This window comes from Algoriphagus lutimaris, assembly GCF_017051705.1.
In the GTDB taxonomy this organism is placed as follows: domain Bacteria; phylum Bacteroidota; class Bacteroidia; order Cytophagales; family Cyclobacteriaceae; genus Algoriphagus; species Algoriphagus lutimaris.
The window spans coordinates 1,950,562-1,970,057 of record NZ_JAFIDJ010000001.1 but is presented as its reverse complement, the minus strand read 5'-3'; the positions used below and the strand labels follow the sequence as shown (position 1 = coordinate 1,970,057).

Sequence of the window (19,496 nt, the reverse complement as noted above, 5' to 3'; positions counted from 1 at the left end):
TTATGAATCAGAGAATGGATCGTGTTCAATTACCAAATCTCAATCTTCCGCCTATTGAACCGAAGCTTCAAGAATTGGATGGGAAATTAGGTATTTTTGATAGTCTCCGAAAGAAGTATTTGATATTAACTCCTGAAGAATGGGTTCGGCAGCATTGGATTAATTTTTTAATAAATCATTTGGGATATTCCAAAGGCCTAATCGCCCTTGAAAAGGGGTTGGTTTATAATAAACTTCAAAAAAGAACTGATTTGGTGGTTTGGGATAAAGAAGGTGGACCTTTTCTTCTTATTGAATGTAAGGCTCCAAAGGTCAAACTGACTCAGAAGACCATGGAGCAGGCATGCCTTTATCACCAAAAAATCAAGGCTAAATTTATGATTATATCTAATGGATTAAATCATCTTTGTCTAGAGTGGGATGAATTAGGTAAGCGGTTTCATCAATTGAAATCTCTACCAGAGCCTCCAAAATAGACGGGATTCTTATGATATATGTCAGTCTTTTTATAAATTTCACCCAAATAATTAGCTAATTATGAGTGGTCATTCTGGAAATACGCCTTGTGAGCTTTGTGCAAGCAGAAAATTCTCTCTTTTTTCGGATTTACCAGAGCAGCATGTATGCACAATCTCGGATAATAAAAACCTTATTTCTCATAAAAAAGGCCAGATTCTTTATTATGAAGGGACCAAGCCTTTAGGGATATTTTGTATCAATTCCGGAGTAGTAAAAATCTATAAAACTGCATCCAATGGAAAAGAGCAAATCATTCACTTATCTCAAAAAGGGGACTTCTTAGGTTATTCTGCATTGCTAGGGGAAGAGAATTATACGAACTCTGCAATGATCGTTGAAGATGCCAAAATCTGTTTCATTCCTAAAGAAGCCTTTTTGACTACCTTATCCAGTAATACCCCATTTTTTAAAAGAATTACAAAAGCATTGAGCCATGAACTTGGAGTGATGGAAGAAAAATTGACTGATGCTACACAAAAAAGTATCAGAGAGCGATTGGCATTTGTACTTCTTCAATTGGGAAACTCTTATGGCGTAGAAGGTGGAGAAAGTCAGAAAATTGATTTGGTATTGAGCCGGGAAGAGATTGCAAGTATGGTAGGAACAGCAACTGAATCAGTGATTCGTTTACTTTCTGAGTTCAAGAAAGACAATTTAATAGCTTTGGAAGGCAAGCGTATTGTCATTAAAGACAGAAGAGGTTTGGCAAGATTGTCAGATTTTTACGCATAATATGAACCCTTGGGGAGGCTCGTAGGTTTCATTATTATGACAGCCTTGAATCGCATTCCAGTTTATCTCCCTAAATTATTCTTATTCATTTTGGTGATGTTCGTAGCATTGAATGGAAATGCCCAATCAATCGCTTACAGAACCTTGTTAAGCACTCTGTATGACAGTGATTTTCCTGTCCTTAAACCATCTGAAATCAACGATTTGTCAGAATTTCAAGTGGTAGATTCTAGAGAAAAAGAAGAATTTGAAGTTTCCCACTTAAAGGGAGCTCATTGGGTCGGATATGATACTTTTGACTTAGCTAATGTAGCAGACTTGGATAAGGAAAAACCAGTGTTGGTATATTGTACCGTAGGGGCTAGATCTCAGAATATTGGTGAACAATTAAAAGCCAATGGGTTCAAATATGTGTACAACCTTTATGGGGGAATTATCCAATGGTCGAATGAGGGACTTCCACTTTATCATGAAGATAAACGAACCCAAAAAGTACATACTTATTCCAAAAGCTGGGGAATCTGGCTCAATAAAGGTGAAAAAGTGTATTGAAGGAAATCTGTCAAGTGGATGACATAGCTGCTTTTGCCTGATCTTCGACTGGTATAGACCGTATGAGATGAAAAACAACATCATGAACAGTATTGAAAACTATTTATTTGCGGGAATAGCATTTTTCTTTTTAGCATGTCAAAGTTCAAACTCTGAGGCTTCGAGGGGAACAAAAATAGTACCTGAAGGGCCATCGGTAAAATCGAAAGAGGTAAAAGTCCCTGACCATCAGGCTTGGGATGAACTCCTGAAAAAACATGTGGACGCAAAGGGTATGGTAGATTATGAGGGTTTTGTATCTGATCAATCCAAACTCAACTTTTACCTCCAGACTTTGAGTGATCATCCGCCTAATAAAGAAACCTGGTCCAAGGAAGAGCAATTAGTCTATTGGATCAATGCTTACAATGGGTTTACAGTTAAATTAATCGTAGATAATTATCCTACCAAAAGTATCAAGGACCTAGGACCTGTTTTAAAAATCCCAATGATCAGTGATGTATGGCATTATAAATTCTTTGAGATAGGAGGAGAAGAATTTAACTTGGATGAAATTGAACATGGGATCTTGAGGAAAGAATTTGATGAACCAAGAATTCATTTTGCGGTGAACTGTGCTTCTATATCGTGCCCACCTCTTTTGAATGAGGCATTTATGGTTTCAAAACTTGAGGAGCAACTCAACAAACAAGCTATTGCATTTATAAATGATGGGGTAAGGAATAAAATCACCAAAAATTCTATTCAGATTTCCTCGATCTTTTCTTGGTTTAAGGGAGATTTCACGAATGAGGGCAGTTTAATTGATTATTTGAATCAATACAGCCGCGTGAAAATTGATAAGAATGCAAAAATCAGTTACTTGGATTACGATTGGAATCTCAATAAGAAGTAATTGATGATTTTAGATTCAGGTAATAGTTTACAAAATTCAGAAAACCAGCCCTTTTAATGAGTGAAACCCGACACGTTGTGATTATTGGCAATGGAATTTCCGGAGTCACATGTGCCCGTCAATTAAGGAAATTGGATGATCAGATTCGGATTACTTTAATTTCAGGGGAATCGAAGTACTTTTTTTCAAGAACAGCCTTGATGTATGTCTACATGGGGCATATGAAGTTTGAACATACGCAACCCTATGAGCCTTGGTTTTGGGAAAAGAATCGAATTGAACTGCTCCAAGATTGGGTGAAGGAGGTTGATTTTGATAACAAAATACTCAAGTTTCAATCGACGACCGAATTAAACTATAATGAGTTGGTGATTGCCACCGGATCAAAACCAAATAAATTTGGTTGGCCAGGGCAGGATCTATTGGGGGTACAAGGGCTGTATTCGAAGCAGGATTTAGAGTCGATGGAAGATTTGACAAAGGGTGGTGTGGAGAAAGCAGTGATTGTAGGAGGAGGTTTGATTGGGATTGAAATGGCTGAAATGTTGGCTTATCGAAAGATCCCCGTGACATTTTTGGTGAGAGAGGAAGGTTTTTGGAATAATGTGCTACCAAAAGAAGAGTCGGAGTTGGTAGGAAGGCATGTGTTGACGCATCATATTGATTTAAGGTTGAAAACTGAATTAAAGGAAATTGTTTCAGATCAACATGGACGGGTAAAATCTGTGATTACTTCCTCTGGAGAGGAAATTTACTGCCAGTTTGTAGGTTTGACAGCAGGGGTGACTCCAAATATTGATTTTCTTAGAGAAAGTAAACTGGAAGTAAACAGAGGAGTAAAAGTAGACTCCCTCTTCCAAACCAATATCCCGAATGTATATGCAATTGGAGATTGTGCAGAGTTTCATCAAATTCCGGCACCAGATAGAAATGTAGTGGAGCAGGTATGGTATACTGGAAGAATGCATGGGGAGACATTGGCTTATACACTACATGGAAAACCCACTCCCTATCAACCGGGTGTTTGGTTTAATTCTGCAAAGTTTTTGGATATTGAGTACCAGACTTATGGGGCTGTTCCTCCCCAATGGTCATCTGAGAAATTTGACTCTTTCTTTTGGGAACATTCATCAGGAAAGGTAGCATTTCGGATGTTAATGCTAAAAGATGGCACCATTCAAGGCGTGAATAATTTTGGATTTCGTCTGAAACATGAATTCTTTGACAAAGTCATCCATGAGAAGTGGAAGGGAGAACAAGTTATTGCACAGCTGGAGAAGGCCAATTTTGATCCTGAGTTTTTTGCCCCTTACATCCAAGAAATTCAAAAAGCTTTTAATGCCCAATTTGGAACAGCTATTAAAATTGGGAAGAGAACTTTCATCCAAAAACTTCTGGGAGCAAGCATATGAAATTGATTCAAAAAATAGGCATACTACTGTTTTTGTTTGGACTAGGACTCTTTACTGTAATTCCATTTATAGGGAGTTATAAACTGACAGAAACGCTAGTATTAGAAAACACAAAGGATATACACCAAGAAAAGATGGTGGAAATTCTTGCTCCAATTTATGGGGAGGAATTCGATTCTAACTTTTCTTTTATTGGAAGTTTCAACGAATATTTCAATCAATATAATGACCAATTAAAAGCACAGTCCTTATGGGATGAAGTCATCTGGGACGATTATAGTTTTCCTTTGGCGAAAGCTTCACTAAGTAGCCCCGTAAAGGATAACCCAATATTCTTCTTACTGCTTTCGGTAGGATTAGCAGTCATAGGGGGACTGATGTACAACCTTCCTAGCTATCAAGGCGAATCCGAAGGGGTTAAGAATAATGGGATATTTCATTCTGCGATGAAAAATAGGGGCTGGATGGGGATGATAACCGGTGCCTATCTAATTCTCTTTTACATCATCTTGTATTGGTATCCAGCTTATCTGGTCAATTTGGTGGCCATGGTGGATCCCTTGAGTCAGATTTTAAGTGGTAATCCGGCCAGTCAATGGTTTCTCTATGGATTTATCTACACCCTTGCAATCCTAGTGATGGGAATCAGGATGTTTCGAAAGTATAGAGGGAATAAATACCAACAGCTTAGAACTGCCTCGGTCATGTTTTTTCAAACGGCCTTTGCTTTTTTGATACCTGAAATTCTGGTGTTATTTAATCAGCCTTATTTTGATTTTAAAAACATATGGCCTCTGGATTATGATTTCTTCTATGACTACCAGATAGACACCTTTCTTAGTGGAGGAGGAGTAGGTATGTTTATGTTGATTTGGGGGATATTACTGATAATTATTGGGGTACCGGTATTCACCTATTTCTTTGGAAAAAGATGGTATTGTTCCTGGGTTTGCGGTTGTGGTGGTTTGGCTGAAACTTTAGGTGACCCGTATAGACAGTTATCTGACAAGCGTTTAAAAGCCTGGAAATATGAACGGGTAATTATTCATAGTGTATTGGTTTTAGCTGTGGTAATGACGCTTTTGACTATTGCCAATTATTTTTCAGGATTTTCCCTTTTGGGAAATGTAACGAACCAGTTACATTCGTTTTATGGTTTTGCTATAGGATCAGCTTTTGCAGGAGTAGTTGGGACAGGATTTTATCCTTTTATGGGCAATAGAGTATGGTGCAGATTTGGTTGCCCTCTCGCCGCGTATTTAGGAATCGTTCAGCGATTTAAGTCTAGGTTTAGAATTACTACCAACGGGGGGCAGTGTATTTCTTGTGGAAACTGTTCTACCTATTGCGAAATGGGGATTGATGTACGATGGTATGCTCAAAGAGGCCAAAACATTGTCCGATCCAGCTGCGTGGGTTGCGGAGTTTGTTCTTCAGTTTGCCCAAGAGGGGTGTTAAAACTGGAGAATGATTCGGAAGAAGGTAGAATCAATGAATTGCCCATTATTATTGGAAATGATTCCATAAAGTTGAACGCCTAAATGATCTTTCTTTACCTATTGATAGGAACATATATCCTGGGGATGCTATTTATATTTGTTTATAGCCTTGCCCAAGGTAACCTCCTTTGGAATTTTTGGAAGGCTAGAAAAAAGTTGGCTAGTATTCCGGTAAAGGAAATGGAAAATTGGCCGAAAGTGACAGTTCAGCTTCCCGTATTCAATGAATTATATGTGGTAGAACGCCTGATTGAGGCTGCCTCCAAATTGAATTACCCTAAAGAATTATTGGAAATCCAAGTGTTAGACGACAGCACCGATGAAACTGCGGACTTACTGAAAAGTAAGATTGCCCAATTTCCCGATATAAATTTCCAATATATACATCGAACCAATAGAGCAGGTTTTAAAGCTGGGGCCTTGAAGGATGGGCTGGAAAAAGCAAGTGGTGAATTTATTGCAATTTTTGATGCGGATTTTGTTCCGGATCCCGATTTTCTCCTCAAGACCTTGCCATTTTTCAGCACAGATAAGATTGGTATGGTCCAGACTAGATGGACTCATCTGAATAGAAATTATTCTTTGCTAACCCGCTTACAGGCATTTGCTTTAGATGCACATTTTCTCATCGAACAAATGGGTAGAAATAATCAGCAAGCTTTCATCAACTTTAATGGAACAGGTGGAATTTGGAGGAAGAGCTGTATCCTTGATGCAGGAAATTGGCATGATGATACTCTCACAGAAGATCTTGATTTAAGTTATCGTGCTCAACGAAAAGGATGGGAATTTGTATATAGGCCGGAGATCGAATCTCCTGCTGAGCTTCCTCCTATTATGTCGGCTGTGAAATCTCAGCAGTTTAGATGGACCAAAGGGGGAGCAGAATGCGCTGTCAAACATATACATGGAGTGATGGCTCAGACTCTTCCTTTTCGAGTGAAATTTCATGCTTTCGCCCATTTATTTAACAGTAGTATTTTCATCGCGATTTTACTGGTGAGTTTTAGTAGCATCGGAGTATGGTGGGCAGGTGTCACCGGATTGATTCCTGAAAAACTTTTCAAGTTAGCAGGAGTATTTATGATTGGATTCGTAATCATTGCAGGGGTATACCTGGTTTCTTATTTCTATGCCAGAAGGTCATTTATCAAAAGCCTTGGCCAAGTGTTTTGGCAGCTTCCTTTATTCCTCTCTGTTTCTATGGGATTGGCCCTTCACAATGCGCAGGCGGTTTGGGAGGGGCTTTCGGGAAAGAAATCTCCATTTATCCGAACCCCAAAGTTTAATTTGGAGGGTGGAAAACAAGGTCTGCAATCGAATAATTATATTAATTTCAGAATACCGATTACCACCTATTTCGAAGGCTTATTTGCACTGATCTTTTGGGGGATGGTTTTCCTCCATATCCAATGGGGAACCTACGAAATGCTCCCTTTTCATCTCATGTTAGCCCTGGGATATAGTTTGGTTTTTGTTACCTCATTCAAAGCTTATAGTCTTGGTAAATCCTAACGATTTCAATAATCCAGTTATTATTGATGTGATTATTCCTGCATACAATGAGGAAAAATCCATCCCGCTTGTGATCAGAGAAATTCCTGATTTCGTCCGACATGTGGTAGTAGCCAATAATAATTCCACTGATGGGACCAAAGATGCTGCTGAAAAAGAGGGTGCAGTGGTCGTTTTTGAACCTCAAAAAGGATATGGAAAAGCCTGTTTAACGGCCATGTCTTGGATTGAAAAACAAAAGGTCCAGCCAGACATAGTCGTGTTTCTGGATGGAGACTACAGTGACTACCCCGAGGAAATGAAGGGTTTGGTTGAGCCTATTATAGCGAATGAAGCAGATCTGGTAATTGGTTCGAGAGCAAAAGGTCAAAAGGAGGCAGGTTCCATGACCTTGCCTCAGGTATTTGGAAATTGGCTTGCCACCACGATGATGCGCTATATTCAAAAAGCGAATTATTCCGACCTTGGTCCCTTTAGAGCGATTGCTTGGAAGAAGTTATTGGGCTTGAATATGGAAGATCAAAACTTTGGTTGGACCATTGAAATGCAAATCAAGGCGCATAAAAAAGGCTTTAGATATATAGAAAGGCCTGTGAATTATAGAAAAAGGATAGGTGTCTCCAAAGTGAGCGGAACTGTAAAAGGAGTGATCGGTGCAGGTTACAAAATAATTTGGACGATTTTTAAATATTGGTAAATTGATTTAAAATGAGACAATTAGCAATCTTTTTTTCTTTCATCATGCTTTTCGGCTGTGGTGTCAAGCCTCGATCAGGTATTGACGAGGATCAATTTTCCAAATACTGGTACCAAGGGAAGGCTGAAATAAATGTTTTTGATTTGGAGCAATACCGTTACGGGGAAAAGCGTGAAGGAGAAGCAGTGATGATTTTCGTGACAGAAGACTTTTCGAGGAGAAAACAAGTGAAACTGGATAACCCTGAAGATGCAGGGGCAGATGCCCGTAAAGTACTGAAAATGAATATGACTAGGGAGTTTGTGACTGGAATCTATCCTTATCATACCATGCTATCAGTTTTTACGCCAGTATATGATGAGGAAAATGCCTTTAAAATTACCGCCTCTGTCACGGAATGGTGTGGGCAGTCATTTACCCAATTAAACTGGAAAAATGGCTCATATAAAGCACGGTTGTTTTCTTACTTCGAATCGGAAGGGGACCAAGAATTGAGCTTGGATGGTGCAGCAGAAGATGAAATATTTAATACCATCCGACTTAACCCGTCTATTGTTCCCGAGGGAGATGTTCGATTGATCCCTTCATTAATATTCCAGCGATTTTCCCATATTCCTTTAAAAGTAGAGAGAGCCTCCATTTCCAAAAAAGAAGTTTCCGGAAATCAAGCCGAAATTACGATAGAATATAAATCCATCAATAGGAAGCTAAACATCCGTTATCAGAAATTCTTCCCTTTTGAGATTTTGTCTTGGGAAGAAATTCAAACCAAAGATAATGGAGAAGTGGAGCGAACAGTAGGAACTAGAAAAAGCATGGAAATGCTTGATTATTGGAATAGAAACGGAACAGATGATGAAGAGCTGAGAAGGGCTCTTGGGCTTTGAAGGAAAATCTTAAACGAGTTTGGCAACTCTTATTATGGCTGATTTTAGCTGTAGGAATCTATTTTTTAAGTGAAATTCCACGGGATTCCTTTGGGTTAGTCTTACTGGTTTATTCTTGCTGCTTTGCAGCTTTACTATTGATTTATAGGAGTTCGAACTTTAAAATCCATTGGTTGGGAGTTTTTACTGCAGGCCTGTTTTTAAGGCTCTTGTTATTCAATTCCACTCCTCAATGGTCCGAAGATTATGCCCGATTTTTATGGGATGGGGAGCTAATCAGAATTCATCAGAATCCTTACCTTGAAACGCCTTCGGATTGGATCGCAACGCATGCTCAGGATTCAACCAGTTTTTTGGACAGTCTATTCGGATTGATGAATTCTCCAAATTATTATTCCGTTTACCCACCTAGTAACCAACTTCTGTTTTTTGGGGCATCCTATCTTTCTAAGCAAAACGTTTCGAATGGAATTATATGGCTCAGGATGCTTTTGATTCTTTCAGAAGTAGGCGTATTTATTTTATTATGGAAACTATTGCGAGGGGATTCTAAATTGATTCTTTATTGGTTAAACCCTTTTGTGATACTTGAGCTTAGTGGAAATCTTCACTTTGAGGGATTGGTTTTGCTAGCTTTGTTGCTTTCGCTTTGGGCCTTTAAAAAGCAGCAATTTTTTGCCTCAGGATCATTTTGGTCTTTAGCCGTCGGTCTGAAAATACTGCCTTTGATGTTGCTTCCTTCCTTTTTGGGGATAAAGACGGTCAGGAAGTCTGCGGGTTTTTGGGTTGGAGGAATAATTGTTTTTGGGATCTGTTTTCTCCCATTGGTAATTGATAATTCCTGGAAAAGCCTTCAAACCAGTTTACTCTTGTATCAAGGGAAATTTGAATTCAATGCATCCGTCTATTACCTTCTTAGAGAGGTAGGTTTTTGGATAAAAGGATACAATACCATCGCAACATTAACCAAAATTCTCAGTGGGATTACCTTCCTTGGGATCATTTATATTTCTTGGAAGAAAAAAACTGAATCAATGACTCAACTGGCTGAAATGTGGGTATTGATCTATTTAGTTTATTTACTCCTTCAACCAATCATTCACCCATGGTATATCATTCCGGCTTTTGGATTGAGCCTTTTGACACAAATGAAATCCATGGTGTTCTGGACTTTTTCAGCCATACTTTCCTATCATGCCTATAGTCAGGTTGATTTCATAGAAAATCCTTGGATTTTATTCTTAGAGTATTTGATTGTTGGTATTGGATTGGCTTGGGATTTCAAGAAGGATAACTTTAATTTGAAACCTATCCATTGATTCAGAATGAAAAAAACATATTACATCATTGTCTGTTCTCTTTTTTTGCTTGGATCATGTACTAAAAGCCCAGAGCAAAAAGCGAAGTCAATTTTAGAAAAGGCGATACAGGCACATGGTGGACAAGAGGCTTGGGATCAACTGGAAACATTGAAATTTAGAAAATGGACCAGATTATTGCTTGAGGATGGATCAGTAGAAAGCGAAACTGATCAATTGATTGAACTTCGGATGAAGCCTTATTTGGAGGGATCCATTTCTTGGGTTTCTGATAGCATTGAGCATATTTCTTCTTTTAATGGGTCTACTATGAGTTATACCATGGGAGGCAATTCCGTTAAGAATCAAGGGTTTCTTCAATCCAAAAAGAAGGATTTTGATGCGGCTTATTATGTCATTGCCCAACCTTGGAAACTACTGGAAGATGAGGGAGCCTCCTTGTTTTATGAAGGTCAAAAAGAATTGGCTTCTGGCCAATTAGCAGAAATTATTAGAGTAAATTATGGGCCTGAGAATGATGTTTGGTGGTATTATTTTGATCCAGTTAGTTATCAAATGCTTGGAAATGAGGTTCAATTAAAGGACCATAGAAGTTTGGTAGAAAATGATACCATGGAACAAGCCGGTCCTTTCCTTTTATATGGAAAAAGAACCAGCTATAGAGTCAATGAACAAGGAGAAAAACTCTACGTTCGTGCTGAGTACCAATATTCTGATTTTGAAATCACTCTTGAGAAATAATAAAAAGTAATAATCCTTTCTCCCTAATTATGAAATCCTTCTTTTACACCCTGCTTTTAGTTTCCATAGTACTGATATCTTCCTGTGATTCTAGAACCGAGGCCGAAAAAATAGTCGATAAATCCATTGAAGCCCATGGTGGTGAGGCATACCAGTCTTCTATCATTGAGTTTGATTTTAGGGATATACACTATACGATTTATAAGACCCCTGAATCCTTTGAATACATTAGAGAGTTTACCCATCCGTCAGGCGAAGTCAAAGACGTTTTGAATAATGATGGATTTAAAAGGACGGTTAATGGGGTAGAGTTAGATACCTTAAATGCCGAGTGGATAGGGAAATATACTCGTTCGGTGAATTCGGTGGCTTATTTTGCTTTCTTACCTTATGGTTTGAATGATCAGGCAGCTATCAAAACGGATCTTGGAATTACTGAAATTAATGGTGAAGAATATCATTTGATCAAGGTCACGTTTTCTGAAGATGGAGGTGGAGAGGATTTTGAAGATGAGTTTCTTTACTGGATAGGAAAGGATGATTATTTGATGGATTATATGGCCTATTATTACCTTACTGATGGAGGTGGAGTGAGAATGAGGTCCGTGTTGAAAGTAAATGAAGTTGGAGGGATTCGGTTTCAAGATTATTTAAACTTAAAGCCAGAAAGTGAACAAACTCCAGTGGAGGACATGCAAGAGTTGTATCTTAATGATAAATTGGAAGTACTCTCTGAAATTATTCTTGAAAATATAGAAGTGAGGAAGTTGGAATGACCTAATTATGAATCCAAAAAAACTGACATTTAAAAATAGGAAAGGCCTAGATCTAGCAGCGCATTTGTATGAGCCTTTGGATCAAGTTCCTATTTACTATGCGGTTTTTGCACATTGTTTTACCTGCTCTCAAAACTTTTCTGCTGTAAAGCGGATCAGTATTGCGCTTTCTCAGCAAGGAATAGCGGTTTTAAGCTTTGATTTTACTGGATTGGGAAATAGTGAAGGAAAATTCGAACGGAGTAATTTCTCTTCGAATATTACTGATTTAAAAGATGCTGCCGATTTCTTAGAAAACACCTATCAAGCCCCAAAAATGTTAGTAGGCCATTCTCTTGGTGGTGCAGCTGTTCTGTACGCCAGTTTGGATCTACCAAAAGTTACTGCAGTAGTGACCATAGGGGCTCCAGCTTTTCCTGAACATGTGACCCATCTTTTTACAGAAACCTTAGAGCAAATTGAAAAATTAGGTAGTGCGGAGGTAAAGATTGGGGGAAGACCTTTTCGAATATCAAAAGAATTTCTAGATGATTTGGATCAGAAACCATTGGAAGATCTGTTGAAAAATCTCAAGAAATCACTATTGATCGTCCATTCCCCACAGGATGAAATTGTAGAAATTAAGAATGCTTCTGAAATATATCATGCTGCTAGACATCCGAAGAGTTTTGTGTCGCTGGATGGTTCTGATCATATGGTTAGCAAAAAAGATGATAGCCAATATGTAGGTGAACTTATTTCAAGTTGGAGCAAACGATATGTCTTAGTAGAGAGGAAAGAAGGTGAAAAATACCTGACAGATGGAAACCAGGTTAAAGTAAGGTTATCAGGTCCAGGATATACAACAGAAATTAAGACTCCTTATCATCATATGATTGCGGATGAGCCATTGGAAGTTGGAGGAAATAATCTTGGACCAAATCCCTATGATTTTTTAATGGCCTCTTTGGGGAGTTGTACTGCTATGACACTCAAAATGTATGCAAATAGGAAGAAATGGGATTTGAAGGAAGTGACGGTATACTTGAATCATGACAAAGTTCATTTGAATGATAGTAAAAACCCAAATGAAAAGGAATCAAAAGTCAGTCGATTTACCAGAATCATTGAATTGGAGGGAGATTTGAAGGAAGATCAGCGACAAAGACTCTTGGAAATTTCCCATCGTTGCCCGGTACATCGTACCTTAGATGAAGATATTGTAATTCAGACACTTATTAAAAAACCATGAAGCTTTGGTATAGCAGGTATTTGTTAAGCTCTTTTACGGTTATTCTAGCCTTTGGAATGCTGTGGTGGGTCATGCCGGAAGAGGAAATACTCGTGGCTTCAGAAAAGTGGAAAGGAGTATGTTGGGTAGGTAGCCGGTCTCCTTTGGATGGAAGTGAGTTAAGAGCCTTGAAAGCCATAGGAGCCAATGCTATTTCTCAAACTCCTTTCGGATGGCAAAGTGATGTCAATAGTCCTGAGATTCGTTGGGAGGTGGATGCAGAGCGACAATGGTGGGGAGAATCAGGTAAGGGTATTCAAGTAACTCATGATTCCTCCAAAGTTTTGGGAATTACCAACATGCTGAAACCTCACCTTTGGGTAAGGGGTAGTTGGCCAGGCGAAATTAAAATGAAAAATAAGGCCGATTGGGAGGCTTGGTTTAATAATTACTCCAAATTCATTTTAGATTATGCCAACCTCGCAGAGAAGTTAGGGATACCAATGCTTTGTATTGGGACTGAGCTGGAAATGACAAGCGAAAGGTCAGAAGATTGGGAGCAAATCATTACAGCTATTAGAAAGGTTTATTCTGGTAAACTGGTCTATGCGGCGAATTTCACCGAATTTGAACACATTACTTTTTGGGATAAGCTGGACTACATTGGGATTCAAGCCTACTTTCCTTTAGCAGATGCTCATAACCCTAGTCTCGAAGATTTAAAAGAAGGTTGGAAAAGGCAACTTCCGAAAGTTGAAAAGGTGGTTAAAAAGTATCAAAAGCCAGTTCTTTTTACTGAAATCGGCTATTGCAATACTGTGGATGCAGCCATTGAGCCTTGGGTTTGGCCAAATGAACGGAAAGAAATTGAGTTTTCGGAAACGGCACAAGCTTTATGCTATGAAGCATTTTTTGAATCAGCATGGCCCAAAAGTTGGCTGGCAGGTGTGTATTTCTGGAAGTGGTATCCCAACAGACATGATCGGGAACCTGATTTTACTCCTCAGGGGAAAAAGGCAGAATTGGTGATGGCCAAGTACTTTTCAAAAAATCAAGATTCCTGAGCCACCTCAGGTTACGGAGATAATGCTTATCACTTTTAAAGTTTCTCTTGATTGGTAAAGGTTCGATAAGGTATGTACATGAAAATTTTATTCTGATAAAAATCTGTATTTTAGAATAATTGAACATTTACAAAAAGAAAAGGTGATTTGCCATTCCTGCGATAATTTGATTTTTCTATGAAAACGATCCGGATATTTATTGCTTCATCTTCAGAATTGAAAGAAGATAGGGATCAATTCAGAAATTTTATTAGTCAACAAAATGATTTTCTTCATAAGAAAGGCTTGTATCTGGAGTTGGTGCAATGGGAAAATTTTTTAGATGCAATTTCTGACTCTAGACTTCAAAATGAATACAATGAGGCTATCCGTAACTGCGATATCGTATTGTGTTTGTTTTTCACGAAAGTAGGGAAGTATACTGCAGAAGAATTTGATACTGCATACCAAGTTTTTAAAGAAAAAGGGAAGCCTAGGATTTGGACTTATTTTAAGAATGCTCAAATCAACACTGGGTCTATTACCGATGAAATCAATACCCTTCTTGCATTCAAAAAGAAAATAGGAGACTTGGGCCATTTCTATACAGAGTATACCAATATTGATAATCTGATAAATCAGTATAGGTTCCAGCTGGATAAGTTTTTGGCAATTTATGAAGAGGAGATAAGTTCTTGGAAAGATCCAATTGCCAATAAAAAAGGGGGGCAAGAAAGCCAAGTTGAACAAGTTTTTTTCAATGAAGAATTAACAAAACGATTATTAGAAGCTATTAGCAAGCATAATAAAAAAGCTGCAGATTTTCTAGGTGCAAATTCGGATTGGGCAGAAAACCCACAGCTCGTAAGAACGGCTAAAAGGATCATCATCAATGGATATGTGGGAGTGATTGGAGTACAAATCCGGAAACTGATGTCCATCGGAGAGGAACCCTTTTCTGCCAGTAAGTTGACGAGGTATATTGAAAACTGTCAACTGGCTGCGAAGCGAAGCCTTCAATTGATCAGTTATTCTTTGATATCTACCTTGTGGGATCATCATTTAGAGAAGAAACCTGAATTTTCTCCTATGCAAAAGGAAGCCATTGTGAAGTTTTTTAAGAATGCTGCGGAGGAGGATCTGATGGGACTTCTGGAACTAATGGAAAACCTGATCACAGCATTCAAAGACAATAAATTGGGGTTTTTGATTTCCGAATCATTAGAAATTCTTCCACAACTTCAAGAAGGGACTGCCTTTTACCAAGCTTGCGAGCAATTGATGGAACTTCAGAAATCAGCAAAAGGAAAAGAACTTTCAGGAAAAGACTGTTTGGATGCGGAGGAGAATTTGGCCGTAATTCTAGGGGATTTGAGCTTTCTTGCCGAGTATAGAATGATTTCTATTAATGAGATTGATTTTAATCAACAGCGGAACGACGAGGAGGGATTGTACTTGCATAATTACACGTTTTTAGTAGGAGAAAGTCATGCTAATAATACTGGCCAAAGTAATGTTAGAAGAGAGTCTTCTCCTGTGATTTCCCATGCTGTGATTTTGTTCAAAGACAATTACAGGAAGAATATTAACTTAGACCCTTTTATCATAGACTACAATGGTCTGGCTCTGACAGGAGGTTCCAAAATTTGTTTTTATTCCTATTGCAATACGTACGATGATGGCAATCTGAACTTTAAGTTTATCGAGGATAATAGCAATGTGGTGATCAAAAAATCCAATAACCCTAAACCGGATGAGGAGGATTTAAATGCTTTGAATAAGTGGCTTTCCAAAAAGGAGAATAGGAAAGACATGAATTTCGATAAGGTCTATAGTTTGTTTTATCATGCGAAGAAGACCTTAACTGGCATTGAAGAAGAAACCACGGAAGATTTATTTTGATTTCCCAATTACTTAAAAGATAATTTCATGAAAAAATATCCTTTCAAATTTCTGGATTCCTATGATAGAGAAGATAGGGTCGTATTTTTTGGAAGGGATGAGGAGATTAACACCCTGTATGAAATGGTATTTCAGTCTCCTGTGGTTTTGGTTTATGGAGCTTCAGGAACTGGTAAAACCAGTTTGATAAATTGTGGACTGGCTGGAAAGTTTCAACCGCACGACTGGTTAGATCTGATGGTCAGACGTGGAAATAATATTAATACCTCCTTGAAAACCATTTTGAAAAACGCGGGTGGAGATGCAGAAGAGGAAAGTTCACAATGGGTAGACGATTGGGATAATGAAACTGGTAAGAACGGGGAAGAGTTGACTCCCACCAGCAAAGCGTTAAAAGCAATCTATCAAAAATCCTTTAGGCCTATATACCTAATATTTGACCAGTTTGAGGAACTATTTATTTTAGGGTCTAAATCCGAGCAACAAGAATTTTTAGAAACTATTAAGGGAATTTTGCATTCCTACCAACCTGTTAAAATGATTTTTTCGATTCGGGAAGAGTATTTGGGATACTTGGTGGAATTCGAGCGCGAAATCCCTCAACTTCTACAGAAAAAACTTCGAGTAGAACCTATGAACTTAGAAAAAGTGAAGCAGGTAATTATTGGTGCGGCTACTTTTGAAGGTTCGAATATTGGCATAAAGACAGGTGAAGAGTATGCAGTTGCAGAGGCTATTTTCCAAAAAATTAAAGGCAGTAAGAAATCCCTGACTATTCAATTACCCTTCTTGCAGGTGTTTTTAGATAAACTGTATTTGAATATATCTGGGGATCATAAACGAGAAAAGCCTGCTGAATTTACATTGGCCAAAGTCAATGAAATGGGTGAGATTGGGGATATTCTAAGTAATTTTTTGGAGGAGCAGGTTGCTTCTATTTCCAGTGAATTGAAGGGGAAATACCCGAAGTTAAACGCAGAAACCACCTGGAAAATTTTGTCTCCTTTTGCTACTTTAGAAGGTACTAAAGAACCAATCAGCAAAAAAGAGCTTTTTGATCGGTTACCGGATTTTGATAAAAAGCTCGTGGAAGAAGTCCTTTTGGCTTTTATTAATAGTCGAATGCTCCGCTACAATGAGAGCATTGATTCTTTTGAAATAGCACATGATTCTTTAGCCAAGCCTATTGCTGAAAAGCGAAGTGTGGAGGAGAAAGCCTTGTTGGAGATCAAACGATTGATCAAAAGTCAGGTGTCAATCAAAGAGGAAGCAAGAGAGTATTTTTCCGAAAAGCAATTGGTGTTTATTGAACCCTATTTAGAGAAGTTCAAGCAAACCAAGGAGGAAACTGACTGGATTAAAAAAAGTGAACAATACATCCGCGAACAAAAAGATCTAGCAGCAAAGAATAAGTTGTTAGAAATGAATAGAAAGAAAAGGGAAAGAAGGATATGGATAGGTGTGATCGCAAGTATTATTCTGGTTAGTATTTCATTTTTTGTGATTCGGGAGATAAAAAACAGAAGGTCTCAAATAGCGGATTTAGAGAGAGATTTAGCCAGGCAAAAGGATCTTGATCGAACAGAAGAATTGTTGAGATTAGTAATGAAGGGACGAGGGAGAAATTATGAGGATGTAACCGACTCTGCTTTGATGGACATCCTTTATAAAGAGCGGACCTATCCTTTGGATAGTTTAATTTCTATAGAAGCCTCGGTTAGTCCTTCGAATAAGGGGGGGAATAACAGAAATTTCACCATGTGGTTAGATGTGCCTTCTTTCCGCAAAGAAGAAATCAAAGAAGTACATTATCATTTTTGCCCCGGGTTTATAGATCGGCTTAGAATTTCAAGAGATCCTTCATCCCAATTTTCGATAGGCTATTTGGGGTATGGGTATTGCCCAGTTATGAAAATCGAAATATTGTTGAATGCGGGAGACACCATCACTAGAAACTTTTCTTATGAGGAATATTTTAAAGCCAATCCACCAGAGGATAGTTAATCTTCAATTATTGATTGATTGAAAGAATCCCCGCGCTTCTGAGGTGATCTTGTACATCCCAACTGCCACTTAAATCTAACTCAGGTACTTGACCAATATCATTTTGGTGGAAATGATATACTAGAATTGTCAGTTCTTTTGTTGGAAGTGATTTGTTTTTTAATTCATCAGGAAGGGTTGGGTAGCTATTTTGGAGGATTTCTTCAGCAAAGGTGGAAGTCATAATCTCGCCACTCATAGTAGCTGCTTTGGAGGCAACAACAAATGCGAACATCCGGAATTCGGATTCTACTTCAAAAAAGATAGACTTGAATATCTCGAAGTAAGAGAACTTTCCATCTTCGCCCATGCTTTCAGTGAATCGTTTGTCTGAGCTGACTTTGCTGCCGTCTTCGTTGAATTTTTCTAGGCTGGTCGTCATGGCGTATCCATCCATATCGTAATAATAATGAAGATGATTACTCTTAAACCCTGCCTCTTGCATTTTCGATTTGAAAAATTGGTCGACTTGATTCAAGGTATGAAGTTCAGGTTTGAAATTATTGATTATTAGATGGGCAGAGGATTTTGGTGCAGGGTTGGGGAAAAAGTACATGATGTTTGGGGTTGGATTTGGTGCTTTAATAGCTGCCATGCTTTCGTCCCAGATACCATCAGATCGTTGGGATGGGTATCTTCTTTTTAATTGACTAAGAAGAGTACTGGTGACTTGAGGAGTCAGCTCTTTTTTGATAAACTCATCCTCTTCAAAACTAAGTAGCTCCATAAATTCATCATAGTGCGTATATAAGGTTTCTGTATTAAAATTGGCAGGAGGTCTAGTCCGTTGGCTTGCAAGAAATTTTAATTGTAAATACCTGGAAATTAATTCCAGCCTGTTTTCTAACCGGTAAATTGGGTTAATGGAGTAATTTTTAAATGAAGGTGAAATTGGAAAATCAATGGTATTATTTAATGTGGACATACTCATAGGTATTTCAAAGAGTCCTGCGTAGTAAGTAAGTGAATCCAATTCAATCTTATTACTTTCCTTGGCTTTTATAAAAATGCGTTTAAAGTCCGGATAGATATTTTCGTTGAATAAGGCATTGTATTGGTTTTTCACTCGATAGAATTCTGATCTAATATCTTCTGCGGCATCCAAGTCAAAATTGATGATTTCATAAAACGATAGCTGTTCAATGGGATAGCTCGAATATTCATCTAGTTGGGCGGCGTTGTAAAAATTAATTCCTCGATCCAACACACTTTTAAATCTTCTTAGGGTATTTCTATCAAGTTTCGAATCACTGAGGTAGAGACGTTTAGCTTGGTTTTGATACCAGATGGATTGTGTAAAGCTATATAATGGCTGAAAGATTCTAATAAATATTCGGTCTTCAATCTGGTCGATTTCTTCTTTCTCAAAAGCTAGAATTTTTGAAATCCGATCGGAATCTATGGAGTCATAATAAGTGGAAGTTAAATACAAATTCATATAGGCTTGAGCAAGAGAAATCGTATCGTTTGGAATATTGCTTACACGGTTATTAGCCAAGACTCCATTAGTGAATAAGGAGAAAAGTAAAAGGCAAGTAAGAATTTTAAAAAGTTTCATATCAATAATTTGAATGAATATGACTCTCATTTTTAAGAACAGAAAGAAGGAAAAAACAAATAGTTGATTGGAAATCTGAATGACTAAATGGAACCGATAGAACCTGCTTTCTTAATTTGAATATACTTTAATAATATGGTTAAACCCACAAGTATAAAATTGATATTCAATTAAATGTATGGTGATGTACCGTTGT

The 19,496-nt window shown here is 38.0% G+C and carries 17 protein-coding genes; 16 read left to right on the top strand and 1 reads right to left on the bottom strand.

Annotated elements, in window-relative coordinates; genetic code table 11:
* Positions 1-2: 2 nt before the first annotated feature.
* The 16 genes from JYB62_RS08115 to JYB62_RS08040 all read left to right on the top strand — a co-directional run bounded on the left by JYB62_RS08115 (position 3) and on the right by JYB62_RS08040 (position 17,703).
* Positions 3-476, top strand: coding sequence for a type I restriction enzyme HsdR N-terminal domain-containing protein (locus tag JYB62_RS08115; RefSeq protein WP_205644893.1), 474 nt, complete (start codon positions 3-5; stop codon positions 474-476).
* 61 nt (positions 477-537) lie between these two features.
* A complete protein-coding gene (locus tag JYB62_RS08110; RefSeq protein ID WP_205644892.1) occupies positions 538-1,251 on the top strand; it encodes a Crp/Fnr family transcriptional regulator in 714 nt (237 codons plus the stop codon).
* A gap of 36 nt (positions 1,252-1,287) precedes the next feature.
* Positions 1,288-1,803 carry a rhodanese-like domain-containing protein gene (locus JYB62_RS08105; protein ID WP_243431465.1) on the top strand — a complete coding sequence of 172 codons (516 nt, stop codon included), beginning with the start codon at positions 1,288-1,290 and terminating at the stop codon, positions 1,801-1,803.
* Positions 1,804-1,870: 67 nt separating this feature from the next.
* Complete coding sequence (locus JYB62_RS08100) at positions 1,871-2,698, top strand: DUF547 domain-containing protein (protein ID WP_243431464.1); 828 nt, start codon at positions 1,871-1,873, stop codon at positions 2,696-2,698.
* A gap of 56 nt (positions 2,699-2,754) precedes the next feature.
* Complete coding sequence (locus JYB62_RS08095; protein WP_205644891.1) at positions 2,755-4,110, top strand: NAD(P)/FAD-dependent oxidoreductase; 1,356 nt, start codon at positions 2,755-2,757, stop codon at positions 4,108-4,110.
* Positions 4,107-5,651, top strand: a complete 1,545-nt coding sequence (locus JYB62_RS08090; RefSeq protein WP_205644890.1) for a 4Fe-4S binding protein — start codon at positions 4,107-4,109, stop codon at positions 5,649-5,651. The genes JYB62_RS08095 and JYB62_RS08090 overlap by 4 nt, the downstream gene beginning before the upstream one ends.
* The gene (locus JYB62_RS08085) at positions 5,652-7,124 is read left to right on the top strand and encodes a cellulose synthase family protein (protein ID WP_205644889.1); all 1,473 of its coding nucleotides are present in this window, start codon (positions 5,652-5,654) and stop codon (positions 7,122-7,124) included. It begins immediately after the preceding gene.
* Positions 7,111-7,821 (top strand): glycosyltransferase family 2 protein, encoded by a 711-nt coding sequence (locus JYB62_RS08080; RefSeq protein ID WP_205644888.1) that lies wholly within the window; start codon positions 7,111-7,113, stop codon positions 7,819-7,821. The genes JYB62_RS08085 and JYB62_RS08080 overlap by 14 nt, the downstream gene beginning before the upstream one ends.
* Before the next feature lie 11 nt (positions 7,822-7,832).
* The gene (locus JYB62_RS08075) at positions 7,833-8,708 is read left to right on the top strand and encodes a hypothetical protein (protein ID WP_205644887.1); all 876 of its coding nucleotides are present in this window, start codon (positions 7,833-7,835) and stop codon (positions 8,706-8,708) included.
* A complete protein-coding gene (locus JYB62_RS08070; protein WP_205644886.1) occupies positions 8,705-10,027 on the top strand; it encodes a glycosyltransferase 87 family protein in 1,323 nt (440 codons plus the stop codon). Before JYB62_RS08075 ends, JYB62_RS08070 begins: the two co-directional genes overlap by 4 nt.
* A gap of 6 nt (positions 10,028-10,033) precedes the next feature.
* Positions 10,034-10,768, top strand: a complete 735-nt coding sequence (locus JYB62_RS08065; RefSeq protein ID WP_205644885.1) for a hypothetical protein — start codon at positions 10,034-10,036, stop codon at positions 10,766-10,768.
* Positions 10,769-10,797: 29 nt separating this feature from the next.
* A complete protein-coding gene (locus tag JYB62_RS08060; protein WP_205644884.1) occupies positions 10,798-11,544 on the top strand; it encodes a DUF6503 family protein in 747 nt (248 codons plus the stop codon).
* A 7-nt stretch (positions 11,545-11,551) separates the two neighbouring features.
* The gene (locus JYB62_RS08055; protein ID WP_205644883.1) at positions 11,552-12,775 is read left to right on the top strand and encodes a bifunctional alpha/beta hydrolase/OsmC family protein; all 1,224 of its coding nucleotides are present in this window, start codon (positions 11,552-11,554) and stop codon (positions 12,773-12,775) included.
* Positions 12,772-13,818, top strand: a complete 1,047-nt coding sequence (locus JYB62_RS08050; RefSeq protein WP_243431463.1) for a glycoside hydrolase family 113 — start codon at positions 12,772-12,774, stop codon at positions 13,816-13,818. Before JYB62_RS08055 ends, JYB62_RS08050 begins: the two co-directional genes overlap by 4 nt.
* 177 nt (positions 13,819-13,995) lie before the next feature.
* Positions 13,996-15,699: a hypothetical protein gene (locus JYB62_RS08045; protein ID WP_205644882.1), complete on the top strand. Its 1,704-nt coding sequence runs from the start codon at positions 13,996-13,998 to the stop codon at positions 15,697-15,699.
* Between the two features lie 27 nt (positions 15,700-15,726).
* Positions 15,727-17,703 (top strand): ATP-binding protein, encoded by a 1,977-nt coding sequence (locus tag JYB62_RS08040; protein ID WP_205644881.1) that lies wholly within the window; start codon positions 15,727-15,729, stop codon positions 17,701-17,703.
* A 7-nt stretch (positions 17,704-17,710) separates the two neighbouring features.
* Here the strand turns inward: JYB62_RS08040 and JYB62_RS08035 are convergent, their stop codons facing one another.
* Positions 17,711-19,300 (bottom strand): hypothetical protein, encoded by a 1,590-nt coding sequence (locus JYB62_RS08035; protein WP_205644880.1) that lies wholly within the window; start codon positions 19,298-19,300, stop codon positions 17,711-17,713.
* Between the last annotated feature and the right edge of the window lie 196 nt (positions 19,301-19,496).

Excerpts from the sequence above, each read along its gene's own strand:
- JYB62_RS08115 (WP_205644893.1), top strand. The coding sequence starts at position 3 with ATGAATCAGAGAATGGATCGTGTTCAATTACCAAATCTCAATCTTCCG.
- JYB62_RS08110 (WP_205644892.1), top strand. The coding sequence starts at position 538 with ATGAGTGGTCATTCTGGAAATACGCCTTGTGAGCTTTGTGCAAGCAGA.
- JYB62_RS08105 (WP_243431465.1), top strand. The coding sequence starts at position 1,288 with ATGACAGCCTTGAATCGCATTCCAGTTTATCTCCCTAAATTATTCTTA.
- JYB62_RS08100 (WP_243431464.1), top strand. The coding sequence starts at position 1,871 with ATGAAAAACAACATCATGAACAGTATTGAAAACTATTTATTTGCGGGA.
- JYB62_RS08095 (WP_205644891.1), top strand. The coding sequence starts at position 2,755 with ATGAGTGAAACCCGACACGTTGTGATTATTGGCAATGGAATTTCCGGA.
- JYB62_RS08090 (WP_205644890.1), top strand. The coding sequence starts at position 4,107 with ATGAAATTGATTCAAAAAATAGGCATACTACTGTTTTTGTTTGGACTA.
- JYB62_RS08085 (WP_205644889.1), top strand. The coding sequence starts at position 5,652 with ATGATCTTTCTTTACCTATTGATAGGAACATATATCCTGGGGATGCTA.
- JYB62_RS08075 (WP_205644887.1), top strand. The coding sequence starts at position 7,833 with ATGAGACAATTAGCAATCTTTTTTTCTTTCATCATGCTTTTCGGCTGT.
- JYB62_RS08065 (WP_205644885.1), top strand. The coding sequence starts at position 10,034 with ATGAAAAAAACATATTACATCATTGTCTGTTCTCTTTTTTTGCTTGGA.
- JYB62_RS08060 (WP_205644884.1), top strand. The coding sequence starts at position 10,798 with ATGAAATCCTTCTTTTACACCCTGCTTTTAGTTTCCATAGTACTGATA.
- JYB62_RS08055 (WP_205644883.1), top strand. The coding sequence starts at position 11,552 with ATGAATCCAAAAAAACTGACATTTAAAAATAGGAAAGGCCTAGATCTA.
- JYB62_RS08050 (WP_243431463.1), top strand. The coding sequence starts at position 12,772 with ATGAAGCTTTGGTATAGCAGGTATTTGTTAAGCTCTTTTACGGTTATT.
- JYB62_RS08045 (WP_205644882.1), top strand. The coding sequence starts at position 13,996 with ATGAAAACGATCCGGATATTTATTGCTTCATCTTCAGAATTGAAAGAA.
- JYB62_RS08040 (WP_205644881.1), top strand. The coding sequence starts at position 15,727 with ATGAAAAAATATCCTTTCAAATTTCTGGATTCCTATGATAGAGAAGAT.
- JYB62_RS08035 (WP_205644880.1), bottom strand. The coding sequence starts at position 19,300 with ATGAAACTTTTTAAAATTCTTACTTGCCTTTTACTTTTCTCCTTATTC.